This is a genomic window from Erwinia sp. JH02 (assembly GCF_013074405.1).
In the GTDB taxonomy this organism is placed as follows: Bacteria; Pseudomonadota; Gammaproteobacteria; order Enterobacterales; family Enterobacteriaceae; genus Erwinia; species Erwinia rhapontici.
Map to the genome: position 1 here is coordinate 72,082 of NZ_JABANZ010000009.1, position 14,481 is coordinate 86,562.

A 14,481-nucleotide genomic window follows, 5' to 3' on the forward strand; every position below is an offset into this window, starting at 1 on the left:
GGGCGACATCCTGTAGTGTTTTTATTGTGTTAGCGTATGTCACGTCACACAGCCGTACGCTGAAATTTGTAAGCCGATGTTCATCTGGCGGGAAGCCGGATAACACCAGCCCGTTGAGGAGTTTGAATGCGTCGTTATGCAGTCTGGTTAGCTTGTTTTGTTTCCGTCTCGATGTTCAGCCCACTGACACTTGCTCAGACCGGCTGGCAGCCCCTCACTGAAACCATCCGTAAAAGTGAGAAGGACCCACGCCAGTATCAGGCCATTAAGCTCGATAATGGCATGACCGTTCTGCTGGTGTCCGACGCGCAGGCCACGAAATCGCTGGCAGCGCTGACGCTGCCGGTCGGCTCACTGGAAAACCCAACCGATCAACTTGGCCTGGCACACTACCTCGAACATATGGTGCTGATGGGCTCAAAACGTTACCCGCAGCCGGATAACCTCGCTGAATTCCTCAAAAAACACGGTGGCAGCCATAACGCCAGCACCGCGTCTTATCGCACCGCGTTCTACCTGGAAGTGGAAAACGATGCCCTGCAACCCGCCGTCGACCGCCTGGCCGATGCTATCGCTGAACCGCTGCTCGACCCGGTGAATGCTGACCGCGAGCGCCATGCAGTGAACGCCGAGCTGACGATGGCCCGTTCGCGTGACGGTCTGCGCATGGCGCAGGTCGGTGCTGAAACTCTCAATCCAGAACACCCCAGCTCACGCTTCTCTGGCGGGAATCTGGAAACCCTGCGCGATAAACCGGGCAGCAAACTGCACGATGCGCTGAAGGCCTTTTACCATCGCTACTACTCCGCCAACTTAATGAAGGCAGTGATCTACGGTAATCAGCCACTGCCGGAGCTGGAGAAAATTGCCGCCGCAACCTTTGGGCGCGTGGAAAACCGCCATGCCACGGTGCCGGATATCACCGTTCCGGTGGTGACCGACCAGCAGAAAGGCGTGATCATTCACTACGTGCCGGCCCAGCCACGTAAGCAGCTGAAAATCGAATTCCGCATCGATAACAACAGCGACAAATTCCGCAGCAAAACGGACACGCTGATCGGGTATCTGATTGGTAACCGCAGCAAAAATACGCTCTCAGACTGGCTGCAAAATCAGGGCCTGGCGGATTCCATCAGTGCGGGTGCTGACCCGATGATCGACCGCAACGGTGGCGTGTTCTCCATCGCTATCTCCCTGACCGATAAAGGCCAGGCTAACCGGGATGAAGTGATTGCCGCCGTATTCAGCTACCTGAAAACGCTGCGTACTCAGGGCATTGATAAGCGCTACTTTGATGAAGTGTCCCACGTGCTGGATCTCGACTTCCGTTATCCGTCGATTACCCGCGATATGGACTACATCGAATGGATGGTGGATACCATGCTGCGCGTACCGGTCGAGGATACGCTGGTCGCCCCGTATATTGCCGACCAGTTTGATCCGCAGGCGGTTAACGCCCGTCTGGATGTCATGACGCCACAAAATGCGCGTATCTGGTTTATCAGCCCGAAAGAGCCACACAATAAAACCGCTTACTTTGTCGATGCGCCTTATCAGGTCGATCGTATTCCTGCGCAGCGTTTTACTGACTGGCAGGCTGCTGGCGACAAAATCAGTCTGTCGTTGCCCGTTCTGAACCCTTACATCCCGGATGATTTCAGCCTGATCAAGGCCGATAAAAAGTATCAGCGCCCGGAAGAGCTGATGAATCAGAAAGGGCTGCGCGTGTTCTACATGCCAAGCCAGTACTACGCCGATGAGCCTAAGGCTAATATCACCCTGGCCCTGCGTAACAAGGCGTCAATGAGCACCGCTCAAAATCAGGTGTTGTTTGCGCTCAATGACTATCTGGCGGGGGTTGCGCTGGATGAACTGAGTTCCCAGGCTTCTGTCGGTGGCATCAGTTTCTCCACCAGTGAAGATGACGGCGTTTCCTTTAGTGCCAGCGGGTTCACGCAGCGTTTGCCGAAGTTGATGGGCCAACTGCTGGACGGTTACGCCAGCTTTACCCCAACGGAACAGCAGCTGGAACAAGCGAAATCCTGGTATCTGGAACGTCTGGATTCGGCCGAAAAAGGCAAAGCGTTTGAGCTGGCGATTCAGCCTGCGCAACTGCTGTCACAGCTGCCTTACACGCAACGCAGTGAACGGCGTAAACTGGTGCCTGCCATCACGCTACAACAGCTACTCGACTACCGTAAAATGCTGCTGGAACAATCCACTCCGGAACTGATGGTGGTAGGGAATATGACGCCGGATGCCGTGCGTAAGCTGGCCACTGACGTGAAAAATCAGCTTAACTGCGAAGGCAGCGACTGGTGGCACAGTGAGCACGTGACGGTGGATAAAAAAGTGCTGGCTAACCTGCAACAGCCCGGTAGCAGCACCGACTCTGCACTGGCCGCTGTCTATATTCCGCTTGGCTTCCCGGAGTATCAGAGTATGGCCAGCAGTGCGATGCTGAGCCAGATTATTCAGCCGTGGTTCTACAATCAGCTCCGTACGGAAGAGCAACTCGGCTATGCGGTCTTCTCCTTCCAGATGCCGGTGGGCCGTCAGTGGGGCATCGGCTTCCTGCTGCAAAGTAACGTGAAGCAACCCGCTTATCTACTGAAGCGCTTTGAGGCGTTTTATCCAACGGCTGAGAAGCGCCTGCGTGAAATGAGCCACGAAGATTTTGCTCAGTATCAGGCTGCGATGATCAACGAACTGAAGCAGCGCCCGCAAACGCTGGATGAGGAAGCCGGGCGCTTTAGCAAAGATTTCGATCGTGAGAACTACCATTTCGATACCCGCGAGAAGGTGATTGCGCAGATCCAGACGTTAACGCCGCAGGGGCTGGCTGACTTCTTCCATCAGGCTGTCATTGCGCCGAGTGGGCTGGCGTTGTTGTCCCAGGTATCCGGCAGCCGCCACGGCAAAGCTGACTATGCTGCGCCATCAGGCTGGAAGACCTGGAAGGATCTCTCTACCTTGCAGCAATCATTACCAGTGAGTCAGGATCAGCCATGAACCAACGGGTGCCTGAAAGGCTTGAGCCGTTAACCCTGCCACTGCACGGCGAGCGGCTGATTGAGGCGTCCGCCGGAACCGGGAAAACCTTCACCATCGGGCTGCTCTATCTGCGCCTGTTATTGGGGTTGGGCGGTGAAGCGGCGTTCAGTCGCCCGTTGTCAGTGGAAGAGATTCTGGTTGTGACGTTTACCGAGGCGGCAACGGCGGAGCTGCGCGGGCGTATCCGTGCCAATATCCACGAGCTGCGCATTGCCTGCATTCGCGGTGAAAGTCATAACCCGATGCTCTCGGCTCTGATGTCTGAAGTGGCGGATTTATCGCAGGCAGCATCAATGCTGCTGGCCGCCGAACGGCAGATGGATGAGGCCGGTATCTTTACTATTCACGGTTTCTGCCAGCGCATGCTGAATCTCAATGCTTTTGAATCCGGCATGCTGTTTGAACAGGAGTTGATTGAGGACGAAACCCCGTTGCGCCGTCGCGCAACGGCCGATTTCTGGCGTCGTCACTGCTATCCGCTACCGCTGCCGGTTGCGCGCGTGGTGCGTCAGCTGTGGGAAGGGCCGGAGCAACTGCTGAAAACGCTTTCGCCGTGGCTGGGGGGAGAAGCGCCAGCGCTCAAATCAGCGCCAGACCGCGATGAAACGCTGGAGCAGCGCCATGAGAAAATCATTGCCCACATCGACCAACTGAAACAGGCATGGTTGGCGGCAGGCGATTTGCAGTCGCTGGTTGAGTCCTCCGGTGTGGACAAGCGCAGTTACAGTAGTAAGCACTTACCTAACTGGCTGGAAAAAATTACCCAGTGGGCGCAGGCAGCAACGGAAGACTATGAGGTCGCGAAAGACCTTGAGCGTTTTGGTCAGCGCGTGCTGTCGGATAAAACCAAGAAAGGCGAGCCGCCACGGCATCCGTTGTTTGACCAGATTGATGCCTTCCTCGCAGAACCTCTGTCATTGCGCGACCTGCTGATTGCCCGGGCGTTGCACGAGGTGCGTTTTGTGACCCAGCAGGAGAAACGCCTGCATGCGCAGATGGGGTTTGATGACCTGCTGGGGCGCTTTGATGCTGCATTGCAGCAGCCGGGGGGAGCCGCGCTGGCAGCGGCAATCCGTCAGCGTTACCCGGTTGCCCTGATTGATGAATTCCAGGACACCGATCCCCAGCAATACCGCATCTTCCACACGCTGTATGCGCGGCAGCCAGACAGTGCACTGCTGCTGATCGGCGATCCGAAACAGGCTATCTACGCCTTCCGTGGTGCGGATATCTTTACCTATATGAAAGCGCGAGCAGAAGTTAGTGCTCACTATACGCTTGAGACTAACTGGCGCTCATCACCGGCGATGGTGGAGGGTGTTAATAAGCTGTTTTTGCACCAGGTAAACCCGTTTTTATTCAATGATATCCCTTTTATTACCGTCAGCCCGGCAGCGCCGAACGCCACCCTGAGCTTTAGCCTGGAGGGAGCAGAACAGCCGGCTTTGCAGTTCTGGTTACAGCCCGGTGAGGGCGTCGGGGTCAGTGATTACCAGCAGTTTATGGCGCGCCAGTGTGCCGCGGAAATTCGCCGCTGGCTCAGTGCCGGGCAGCAGGGCACCGCGATGATCGGTAAGGCCGGTAAACAGCAGCCGGTGCGTGCCTCGGATATCACGATTCTGGTGCGTAGCCGTAGTGAGGCCTCGGTGATGCGTGAGGCATTAAACGGCCTGGCAATCCCCTCGGTGTATCTCTCCAACCGTGACAGCGTATTTACCACACCGGAAGCCCGCGAAATGCTGTGGCTGTTGCAGGCGGTGCTGGCACCGGAGCAGGAGCGTGTTCTGCGCAGTGCGCTGGCCAGCAGCCTGCTGGGCCTTGATGCCCGGGCACTGGATGCGCTGAACCAGGACGAACGGGCCTGGGATGCCCTGGTGGATGAATTTGCCGACTACCGCCAGCGTTGGTTAAAGCGCGGCGTACTGCCGATGCTGCGCGATCTGATGGTGAAACGGCATATTGCGGAAAACCTCCTGGCGTCCGACAGCGGGGAACGCCGTCTGACCGATCTGCTGCATCTGGGTGAACTGTTGCAGGAGGCTGCAGCCACCCTCGACAGTGAACATGCGCTGGTGCGTTGGCTCGCTCAGCAGGTGGAACAGCCGGACGGGCAAGTGGCTAACCAGCAGTTGCGCCTGGAGAGCGATCGTAACCTGGTGCAGATTGTCACCATCCATAAATCGAAAGGTTTACAGTATCCGCTGGTGTGGTTGCCATTTGTTGCCAACTTCCGCGAGGCGGAAAACGGCGTTTATCACGATCGTCAAACCTTCGAAGCGTTGCTCGACTTACAACAAGGGGAAGAGAGCGTGGCGCTGGCCGAGCAGGAGAGGCTGGCAGAAGATCTGCGCTTGCTGTATGTGGCGCTGACGCGCTCGGTTTACCACTGTAGCGTCGGTATTGCTCCCCTGATTAAAGGCACACGTAAAAAAGAGGGCGACAGCGACCTGCACCGCAGCGCGTTGGGCTACTTGATCCAGCAAGGCGAAGCGGCAGATGCCGCAGGATTAAGGACGGCACTGCTGAGCCTGCAAAGTGATGCGACCGCGGTCGTTATTCCGCAGGAACCGGACGATACGCCGTGGCAGCCACAGCACGAAGACCCACAGCGCCTGAGCAGCCAGCAGTTACAACGTACCCTGCGCGATGACTGGCGAGTGACCAGTTATTCCGGCCTGCAACAGCACGGACATGCGCCCGCGCTGGACCTGCTGCCCCGGCTGGATGTTGATGCGGTGGGGGAAGCCAGCGATGAGCTGTTACCACAGCTTACGCCGCACACTTTCCCGCGCGGAGCGGCACCGGGCACTTTCCTGCATGGATTGTTCGAAACCCTCGAATTTACCGCCCCGCTGGAGGATGACTGGCTGGCGCTTCAGCTTAGTCGTCAGGGGCTGGATGAGGCCTGGCATCCGGTGATGCATGACTGGCTTGGGCGTATTTTGCATACGCCGCTTAATGACAGTGGCGTGAGCCTGGATCAGCTTGCGCCTGAAGCCCGGCGGGTTGAGCTGCAATTTTATCTGCCGATTTCACGTCTTCTGACGGCTGATGCACTGGACCAGGTGGTGCGCCAGGACCCGCTTTCGGCTGACTGCCCGCCGCTCGATTTTTATCAGGTGCAGGGCATGCTGAAAGGCTTTATCGATTTGGTCTTTTGCTGGCAGGGAAAATATTACCTGCTGGATTACAAATCGAACTGGCTGGGTGAGGACAGTAGCGCTTACACGCGTCCGGCTATGGCGCAGGCGATGCAGTCACATCGCTACGACCTGCAGTACCAGCTTTACACGCTGGCGCTGCATCGCTATCTGCGGCACCGTCTGGCGGACTATGACTACGAACGTCATTTCGGTGGCGTGATTTATCTGTTCCTGCGTGGCCTGGACGGGACGGAGGGAAGCAATGGCATTTACAGCACGCGGCCCCAGGCAGACTTTGTCACTGCGCTTGACCAGCTGTTTGCTAACAACGCGGAGCAGGGCGCATGACGCTGACAGAAGGATTAAAGCAGGCGCAGCGACTGCGGCTATTGCGGCCCCTTGATGTGCAGTTTGCGCAGATGGTGGCGACAGCAGAGCAACCGGCGCTGATGCTGGCGGCCGCACTGGTCAGTCGCGATGCGGGGGAAGGGCACGTCTGTCTGCCGCTGGACCAACTGCATCCTGAGGCTTTTTTTGCCGGCCGTCACCCGGAGCTGGCGCAGGCATTGTGGCAGGCGGCAGGAGCACCACAGGACTGGGCTGATACATTACTGGCACAAACCGCCGTCAGCAACGGGGAGTCAGCGACGCCGCTGGTGTTACATCAACAGCGGCTGTATCTGCACCGGATGTGGCAGAGCGAAGGGGAAGTGGCGCAGTTTGTGCAGCGCCAGCAGCATGCCGTCGCACTGGATGAGGCGCAGGTGCGCCAGACGCTTGACCGCTATTTCGGCCAGCAGCCTGACGACTGGCAGAAAATTGCCGCTGCCGTGGCGCTCACCCGTCAGGTTGCAGTGATTTCAGGCGGGCCGGGCACCGGGAAGACCACAACGGTGGCGAAATTACTCGCCAGCCTGATTGAGCTATCAGTGACGGCGCCACGGATTGAACTGGCAGCTCCAACCGGGAAAGCGGCAGCCCGACTCACGGAGTCACTGGGAAAAACGCTACAGGAACTGACGCTGGACGAGGAGATTCGCAGCCGTTTCCCGACGGAGGCGACCACGCTGCACCGCCTGCTGGGCGCACTGCCAGGCAGCCAACGCATGCGTTACCACCGGGGTAATCCGTTGCATCTGGACGTGTTGGTGGTAGATGAAGCCTCAATGGTCGATCTGCCGATGCTGGCTAACCTGATCGCGGCGCTGCCTTCACAGGCACGAGTGATCTTCCTGGGTGACCGCGACCAGCTTGCCTCGGTAGAGGCGGGTGCCGTATTGGGGGATATCTGCCGCTGTGCCGAATTCGGTTACAGCCTGGAGCGTGCCGCTGAACTCACGCGTCTGACGGGGTGTGACGTTGCCGGGCGTGAGGATGCCAGTGCTTCTGTGGTGCGCGATATGATCTGCCTGCTGCGGAAAAGCTACCGTTTTACAGCGTCATCAGGTATTGGTCAGCTGGCGCTGGCGGTCAACGCCGGTGAGGTGAAGCGGGTTGAGCAGGTCTTCAGCGGTGGATTTACGGATATTCGTCGCCAGGCACTGAGCAGCAGTGAGGATTACCAGCAGCTGTTGAATGACTGTGTGGCGGGTTATCGCGGCTATCTGAAATTGCTCGCCGCCGGAGCGCCGCCTGCTGAGGTTTTGGCGGAGTTTGGCCGATTCCAACTGCTGTGCGCCCTGCGCGAGGGGCCATTTGGGGTTGCCGGGCTGAATGAACGCATTGAGCAGTCGCTGCGCCAGGCGGGGCTGATTCGCCGCGTTGTGGCGATGAACGGCAAGTGGTTTGTCGGGCGGCCTGTGATGATTGCCCGTAATGACCGGGCGCTGGGGTTGTTTAACGGCGATATCGGTATTGCGATGCTGGACGATGAGCAGCAGCTGAAAGTGTTTTTCCCACTGCCCGATGGCAGCATCAAGGCCGTGCAACCGAGTCGCCTGCCGCCGCATGACAGCGCCTGGGCGATGACGGTGCATAAGTCGCAGGGATCGGAGTTTGAACATACGCTGATGGTGTTACCAAATCAGATCATGCCGGTGCTGACGCGTGAGCTGGTGTATACCGCCATCACGCGTGCCAAACGACAGCTAACGCTGTACGCCGATAAAGGCGTGTTTAACGCCGCAGTGAAGATGCGCACGCAAAGGCGCAGTGGGCTGGTGGATCGATTAACGCAGGTTTAGGGGGACGGGCATGCCCGTCCCGGTTAACATCGAACGGAGCATGCCTCGCCCCGTCGGTTAATCGTGCGGTGCGCGATTAACTTTGCCGCGTATGGGCGTTGGCTTCCCGCAGGTCGACCATCAGCACTTTGGAACGACGCTGATAGTTGTACATCTGTTTTTTGCTTTCCGGCAGCAGTTCGATATCCACCGGGACAAAACCACGTTCCTGGAACCAGTGAATACTGCGTGTGGTCAGCACAAACAGTTTTTTTAACCCCATCTGGCGTGCCTGTAACGCTACGCGCTCCAGCAGTGCCTCGCCGCGTGCCGAACTGCGGTAATCCGGGTGTACTGCCACGCAGGCCATTTCACCGATCTGCTCTTCGGGGAATGGATAAAGCGCAGCGCAGCCGATGGTCAGGTTATCGCGTTCAACAATCGTAAACTTATCGATTTCCATTTCCAGCTGCTCGCGCGAGCGGCGCACCAGAATGCCCTGCTGCTCCAGCGGGCGGATCAGTTCCAGAATGCCACCAATATCGTTAATCGTGGCGCGGCGGATCTGCTCGGCGCTCTCCATTACAATCTGCGTACCGATACCGTCGCGTGAGAACAGCTCCTGCAACAGGGTGCCATCTTCCTGATAGCTAATCAGGTGACTACGGCGCACGCCGCTGCGGCAGGCTTTCACGGCACCACGCAGGAAGCGCACGGTGCCGGAGTGATAGTCATCGCTGGTTTCCAGTTCTTCAATACGCTTCTGCGCTTCATTGGGGAATAGCTCGGAAACAATATTGCCTTCATTGTTCGTCACGCCCTGTTCGGAACAGAAGCCGATCATTTTTTCAGCTTTCAGTTTGATCGCCAGCTGGGTGGCAACCTCTTCAGAGGTCAGGTTGAAGCTCTCTCCGGTGACCGAAACGGCGACGGGCCCCATCAGCACGATGGCACCGCTGTCCAGCTGGCGATGAATGGCTTCTTCATCGATACGACGAATACGGCCGCTGTGACAGTAGTCCACGCCGTCATCCACGCCCAGCGGCTGGGCAATAATAAAGTTGCCGCTGACCACATTAATATGTGCGCCCTGTAACGGCGTGTTATTGAGGCTCATCGACAGGCGGGCAGTGATATCCAGCTGTAAACGGCCTGCGGCCTGTTTGACCAGCTCCAACGACTGCGCATCCGTAACGCGGGTATGTTTATGGTAGAGCGGTTCGAGGTTACGCTCGGCGAGGCTGGCATCAATTTGCGGGCGGGCGCCATACACTACGACCAGGCGGATACCCAGGCTGTGCAGCAGGCCGATATCATTGACGATGCTTGAGAAGTTCTCATGCTCGATGGCTTCACCACCCAGCATAATGACAAACGTTTTACCACGATGGGCGTTGATATAGGGAACTGTATGGCGGAATCCCTGGACCAGCTCGGTACTACGTTCCTTCACGGCAAACCCTCTTTGAATTATTATTCGGTAAAAGTGTATTTTTATTCTTTTATCACTCCGGGTGCAAGTGGCATTTATCCTTACTTATCACCTGCTACCGCATTTCTCTGTGGCTAATACCCTGCATTTATTCGCTTTTTTTGGGTGACACTGCCTGGTGGATTCGTTAAAGTTTTTGCAAAATTTTTGTTATTGGCTTTTTATTAAACACAGCAACGCATCAGGAGTGGCATGACCGATTCAACCTCACTTAACCGGCGGCGGTTATTACAAGGGGCAGGCGCAGCCTGGTTACTCAGCATCAGCCGTGTCGGCATGGCCGCCAGCGGCCATGTGGTCGCGATCCGCCTCTGGCCTTCTTCTACTTATTCACGTCTGACCATTGAGTCCAACACGCCGCTTAAGTATAAGCAGTTTGCCCTCAGCAATCCCGATCGCGTGGTCGTGGATATCGATAATATCCGGCTGAATTCGGCGCTGAATAGCGTGGGCAATCTGGTCCGTCAGGACGATCCCTATATTAAAAATGCGCGTGTCGGCCAGTTCGACCAAAACACCGTCCGGCTGGTGCTGGAGCTAAAGCAAAACGTTGCGCCGCGTATTTTTACGCTCGATCCGGTTGCCGGGATCAAAAATCGTCTGGTACTGGATCTCTATCCGGTGCAAACACAACAGCACAATGATGATCCGCTACTGGCATTGCTGGAAGATTACAACAAGGGCGATCTCGAACGCAGCCAGCCAGCGGCCGCACCGCTTCCCGGTAAGGCGGGTCGGGATCGTCCCATTGTCATCATGATCGATCCCGGCCACGGCGGTGAAGACTCCGGGGCCGTTGGTAAGCATAAAACGCGCGAGAAAGATGTGGTGCTGAAGATTGGCCGACGGCTGAAGGCCCTGATCGATAAGCAGCCGAACATGCGTGCCTATATGACGCGCAATGAGGATGTCTTTATTCCCCTGAAAGTGCGTGTGGCGAAAGCGCGCAAGCAGCGTGCCGACCTGTTTATCTCGATTCATGCTGATGCATTTACCAGCCGTGCGGCACGCGGATCATCGGTGTTTGCGCTGTCGACGAAAGGGGCAACCAGTACCGCTGCCCGTTTTCTGGCACAGACGCAGAATGAATCCGATCTGATTGGGGGCGTTAGCAGAAGCGGCGACCGTTACCTCGACCACACCATGTTCGATATGGTGCAGAGCCTGACGATTAACGACAGTCTGAAGTTTGGCAAAGAGGTGTTGTCGCGCATGGGGAAAATTAACCATCTGCATAAGCGGACGGTGGATCAGGCAGGCTTTGCGGTACTGAAAGCACCGGATATCCCTTCGATTCTGGTAGAAACGGCCTTTATCAGCAATATCGAAGAGGAACGTAAATTACGCACCACACGTTTTCAGCATCAGGTGGCGGATTCCATTCTGGCAGGGATTAAAGCGTATTTTGCTAACGGTGCGCCGCTGGCACTGCATAAATAGTCAACGGGCGGAAAGGATTCCGCTGTGATTCAGCAAGAGGGGGACAAACGACAGATACAAAAAAACACCCTTAAGGGTGTTTAATTGGTTGCGGGAGCCGGATTTGAACCGACGACCTTCGGGTTATGAGCCCGACGAGCTACCAGGCTGCTCCATCCCGCGTCCGATTAACGCTTTAACTACTTTTACTTCCACCCACGACGGATAATTGGTTGCGGGAGCCGGATTTGAACCGACGACCTTCGGGTTATGAGCCCGACGAGCTACCAGGCTGCTCCATCCCGCGTCCGCGTGGTTTGTCGCTTCCATCACGACAACTATCTTCTTTACTGCTTAACTCAATCTTACAGACTTTAGTTAATTGGTTGCGGGAGCCGGATTTGAACCGACGACCTTCGGGTTATGAGCCCGACGAGCTACCAGGCTGCTCCATCCCGCGTCCGTGGTTGCGCACTATACGCCTGATGGGTTTTCTTGCAACCCCTTTTTGCAGATAAGTGGCTAAAATCGTGGTTGTGATGGATTTTTACGCTCAGATGCTGGAATGTTGCACAAATGCCTCAGGTCTTTTTCAGAAGGCGCATTTAATTATGGCGGTGCCTTTGCTATCTTCGCGCAGGGTTCCCGTATAAAGGTAAAGAAGGCATGAAAGCAGGTTGGGCAAAATATCTGGTGACCGGCACGCTGCTGGCGCTGCTGGCGGGGTGTTCGTCGAAACCCACCGATCGTGGGCAACAGTATAAGGATGGGACACTGAATCAACCGCTGGCGCTGGTCAATCAGCCCAACGCGAAGGGGCGCCCGGTGAATGGCAAAGACTTTGCCGACCAGGTTTCTCAAATCCGTTTTTCCTCTGCGGGCATGTATTCGCGTCAGTCCGGCACCTATAGCGCCATCGAGAGCTGGCTGATGGCCGGGGGCGATACTCGTCAGTTGCGCCAGTTCGGTCTGGATGCTTATCAGATGGAAGGCACCGACAATTATGGCAACGTTCAGTTTACCGGTTACTACACCCCGGTGATTCAGGCACGTTACACCCGTCAGGGTGAATTCCAATATCCTTTATACCGTATGCCACCGCGTAGTAAGGGCAGGAAGCTGCCAAGCCGGGCGGAAATCTACAGTGGTGCGCTGGATGAACGCTTTATCGCGGGCTACAGCAATTCGCTGATGGATAACTTTATTATGGATGTGCAGGGCAGCGGCTATGTTGACTACGGGGATGGGCGTCCGCTGACGTTCTTCGGCTACGGTGGTAAGAATGGCCATCCTTATCGCAGTATCGGTAAAGTTCTGATCGACCGCGGTGAAGTGAAGCGCGAAGACATGTCGATGCAGGCTATCCGTCATTGGGGCGAAACGCACAGCCCGGCTGAGGTGCGCGAACTGCTGGAGCAGAACCCTTCCTTTGTCTTCTTTAAACCTGAGAACTTTGCGCCCGTGCGTGGTGCCAGCGCGGTGCCGCTGGTGGCAAAAGCTTCGGTCGCGGCTGACCGTGCGTTGATCCCACCGGGTACTGCGCTGCTGGCAGAGATTCCGTTGCTGGATAACAACGGTAAATTTACCGGCAAATATGAGATGCGTATAATGGTGTCGCTGGATGTAGGGGGGGCCATTAAAGGGCAGCACTTCGACATATACCAGGGAATCGGCCCCGATGCCGGGCATATGGCGGGCTGGTTTAACCATTATGGCCGCGTCTGGGTGCTGAAAAATGCCCCAGGCGCCGGCGCACCGATATTCTCTTCTGCACAGAATAGTTCTTCTCAGAGTGGTTTACTGGTCAGTCAGTAAATCCACAGCGGGCGGCGAAGGCGGCCCGCTGTGTTTGGATAGGTTTCGAGGAATAACAGATGATGGTTCTTTCAGATGCCTGGCGGCAACGCTTTGGCGGAACGGCGCGCCTCTATGGCCAGTCTGCGCTTCAGCTCTTTGCGGATGCGCATGTCTGTGTAGTGGGCATTGGTGGGGTTGGTTCGTGGGCGGCGGAAGCATTGGTACGTACCGGCATCGGTGCGATCACATTGATCGATATGGACGACGTCTGCGTCACCAACACCAATCGTCAGGTTCACGCGCTGAAAGAGAATGTTGGCCGGGCGAAAACCGAGGTGATGGCTGAACGTCTGCTGGCGATCAATCCGGAATGCCGGGTGACCTGTGTTGACGACTTCATTACACCAGAGAATACGGCGGAGCTGATTGGGAAGGACTTCAGTTATGTGGTTGATGCCATTGATAGCGTGCGACCCAAAGCAGCGCTGCTGTCATGGTGTCGGCGTAATAAAGTGCCGCTGGTGACCACCGGGGGCGCAGGTGGGCAGATTGATCCCACACAGATCCAGGTGGCCGATCTGGCAAAAACCATTCAGGATCCGCTGGCGGCGAAATTGCGCGAGCGGCTCAAAAGTGATTTCAATATCGTCAGAAACAGCAAAGGTAAGTTGGGAATCGACTGCGTGTTTTCCACCGAGGCGTTGATGTATCCGCAGCCGGATGGCTCGGTATGTGCGTCGCGCAGCACCGCAGAAGGCCCGAAGCGTATGGACTGTGCGGCAGGGTTTGGTGCTGCAACGATGGTCACCGCCACCTTTGGTTTTGTCGCGGTGTCCCATGTGCTGAAGAAAATGATGGCAAAAGCAGCGCGTCAGGCATAAATAGCGTTGAGGCTGATCTTCTGTTTCGGTCAGCCTTTTATTGCACGGGTCGATCGAAAAAATGATCGACCCGACGGTTACAAGCAGCCATATTATTCATTCACCGCCCGCATCACGGCATCGGCCATCGCCTGCAATCCGGCGCTGCGTGAGGCGCTCAGCTGTTCTTTTAATGCCAGTTGCTCAAATAGCGCCAGCGGATCGTCCTGCTGTAACTGTGCCGCTGTTTTACCTTCTACAGCCGTCAGCAGTACGGCCAACAGCCCGCGCACAATACGTCCCTCGCTCTCGCCAAAGAAATGCAGACGCCCGTCAGCCATCAGCTGATGCCCCAGCCAGACGCGATTTTCACATCCGGTCAGCTCAATATCAGCACTTCTCAGTTCATCGGGCAGGGCGGGCAACTGTTTGCCCAGCAGGATCAGCTGGCGGTAACGCTCCTCCCACTGCCTGAAATGGGAAAACTGCGCCCGCAGTGTGTCCGGAGTAATCAGTGTGCCAAAGGGATGCGAAGCGATAAGCGGTAAACTCAT

8 protein-coding genes and 3 tRNA genes are annotated in these 14,481 nt (G+C 56.5%); 6 read left to right on the forward strand and 5 right to left on the reverse strand.

Translation table 11 applies throughout. The annotated features are described in order from the left end of the window. The first annotated feature begins 126 nt into the window (after positions 1 to 126). From ptrA to recD, 3 genes are read left to right on the forward strand one after another with little or no spacing between them, the layout of a single operon-like run. Positions 127 to 3,012 carry a pitrilysin gene (ptrA, locus tag HHI26_RS19830; protein ID WP_171149559.1) on the forward strand — a complete coding sequence of 962 codons (2,886 nt, stop codon included), beginning with the start codon at positions 127 to 129 and terminating at the stop codon, positions 3,010 to 3,012. Next, positions 3,009 to 6,545: an exodeoxyribonuclease V subunit beta gene (gene recB / locus HHI26_RS19835; protein WP_171149560.1), complete on the forward strand. Its 3,537-nt coding sequence runs from the start codon at positions 3,009 to 3,011 to the stop codon at positions 6,543 to 6,545. Before ptrA ends, recB begins: the two co-directional genes overlap by 4 nt. Then, positions 6,542 to 8,380, forward strand: a complete 1,839-nt coding sequence (gene recD / locus HHI26_RS19840; protein ID WP_159337928.1) for an exodeoxyribonuclease V subunit alpha — start codon at positions 6,542 to 6,544, stop codon at positions 8,378 to 8,380. The genes recB and recD overlap by 4 nt, the downstream gene beginning before the upstream one ends. 76 nt (positions 8,381 to 8,456) lie before the next feature. Here recD and argA read toward each other — a convergent pair whose 3' ends face one another. Next, positions 8,457 to 9,812, reverse strand: a complete 1,356-nt coding sequence (gene argA / locus HHI26_RS19845) for an amino-acid N-acetyltransferase (protein WP_159337930.1) — start codon at positions 9,810 to 9,812, stop codon at positions 8,457 to 8,459. A 231-nt stretch (positions 9,813 to 10,043) separates the two neighbouring features. Here argA and amiC point away from each other — a divergent pair, with 231 nt between their 5' ends. Beyond that, positions 10,044 to 11,291, forward strand: a complete 1,248-nt coding sequence (gene amiC, locus HHI26_RS19850) for an N-acetylmuramoyl-L-alanine amidase AmiC (RefSeq protein ID WP_133846069.1) — start codon at positions 10,044 to 10,046, stop codon at positions 11,289 to 11,291. Positions 11,292 to 11,376: 85 nt separating this feature from the next. On the opposite strand, the gene HHI26_RS19855 is transcribed toward amiC, so the two are convergent. From HHI26_RS19855 to HHI26_RS19865, 3 genes are all read right to left on the reverse strand, one after another. Continuing rightward, positions 11,377 to 11,453, reverse strand: a tRNA-Met gene (locus tag HHI26_RS19855). Between the two features lie 47 nt (positions 11,454 to 11,500). Continuing rightward, positions 11,501 to 11,577: transfer RNA gene (locus HHI26_RS19860), tRNA-Met, on the reverse strand. A 76-nt stretch (positions 11,578 to 11,653) separates the two neighbouring features. Continuing rightward, positions 11,654 to 11,730 (reverse strand) — tRNA-Met (locus HHI26_RS19865). A gap of 206 nt (positions 11,731 to 11,936) precedes the next feature. Between HHI26_RS19865 and mltA the strand changes: the two genes are divergently transcribed. Then, complete coding sequence (gene mltA, locus HHI26_RS19870; protein ID WP_133846068.1) at positions 11,937 to 13,085, forward strand: murein transglycosylase A; 1,149 nt, start codon at positions 11,937 to 11,939, stop codon at positions 13,083 to 13,085. A 62-nt stretch (positions 13,086 to 13,147) separates the two neighbouring features. Then, positions 13,148 to 13,948: a tRNA cyclic N6-threonylcarbamoyladenosine(37) synthase TcdA gene (tcdA, locus tag HHI26_RS19875; protein ID WP_171149576.1), complete on the forward strand. Its 801-nt coding sequence runs from the start codon at positions 13,148 to 13,150 to the stop codon at positions 13,946 to 13,948. A 92-nt stretch (positions 13,949 to 14,040) separates the two neighbouring features. Here the strand turns inward: tcdA and csdE are convergent, their stop codons facing one another. Then, positions 14,041 to 14,481 carry a cysteine desulfurase sulfur acceptor subunit CsdE gene (gene csdE / locus HHI26_RS19880; protein WP_171149561.1) on the reverse strand — a complete coding sequence of 147 codons (441 nt, stop codon included), beginning with the start codon at positions 14,479 to 14,481 and terminating at the stop codon, positions 14,041 to 14,043.

Excerpts from the sequence above, each read along its gene's own strand:
- ptrA (WP_171149559.1), top strand. The coding sequence starts at position 127 with ATGCGTCGTTATGCAGTCTGGTTAGCTTGTTTTGTTTCCGTCTCGATG.
- amiC (WP_133846069.1), top strand. The coding sequence starts at position 10,044 with ATGACCGATTCAACCTCACTTAACCGGCGGCGGTTATTACAAGGGGCA.
- csdE (WP_171149561.1), bottom strand. The coding sequence starts at position 14,481 with ATGAGTTTACCGCTTATCGCTTCGCATCCCTTTGGCACACTGATTACT.
- recB (WP_171149560.1), top strand. The coding sequence starts at position 3,009 with ATGAACCAACGGGTGCCTGAAAGGCTTGAGCCGTTAACCCTGCCACTG.
- tcdA (WP_171149576.1), top strand. The coding sequence starts at position 13,148 with ATGGTTCTTTCAGATGCCTGGCGGCAACGCTTTGGCGGAACGGCGCGC.
- mltA (WP_133846068.1), top strand. The coding sequence starts at position 11,937 with ATGAAAGCAGGTTGGGCAAAATATCTGGTGACCGGCACGCTGCTGGCG.
- recD (WP_159337928.1), top strand. The coding sequence starts at position 6,542 with ATGACGCTGACAGAAGGATTAAAGCAGGCGCAGCGACTGCGGCTATTG.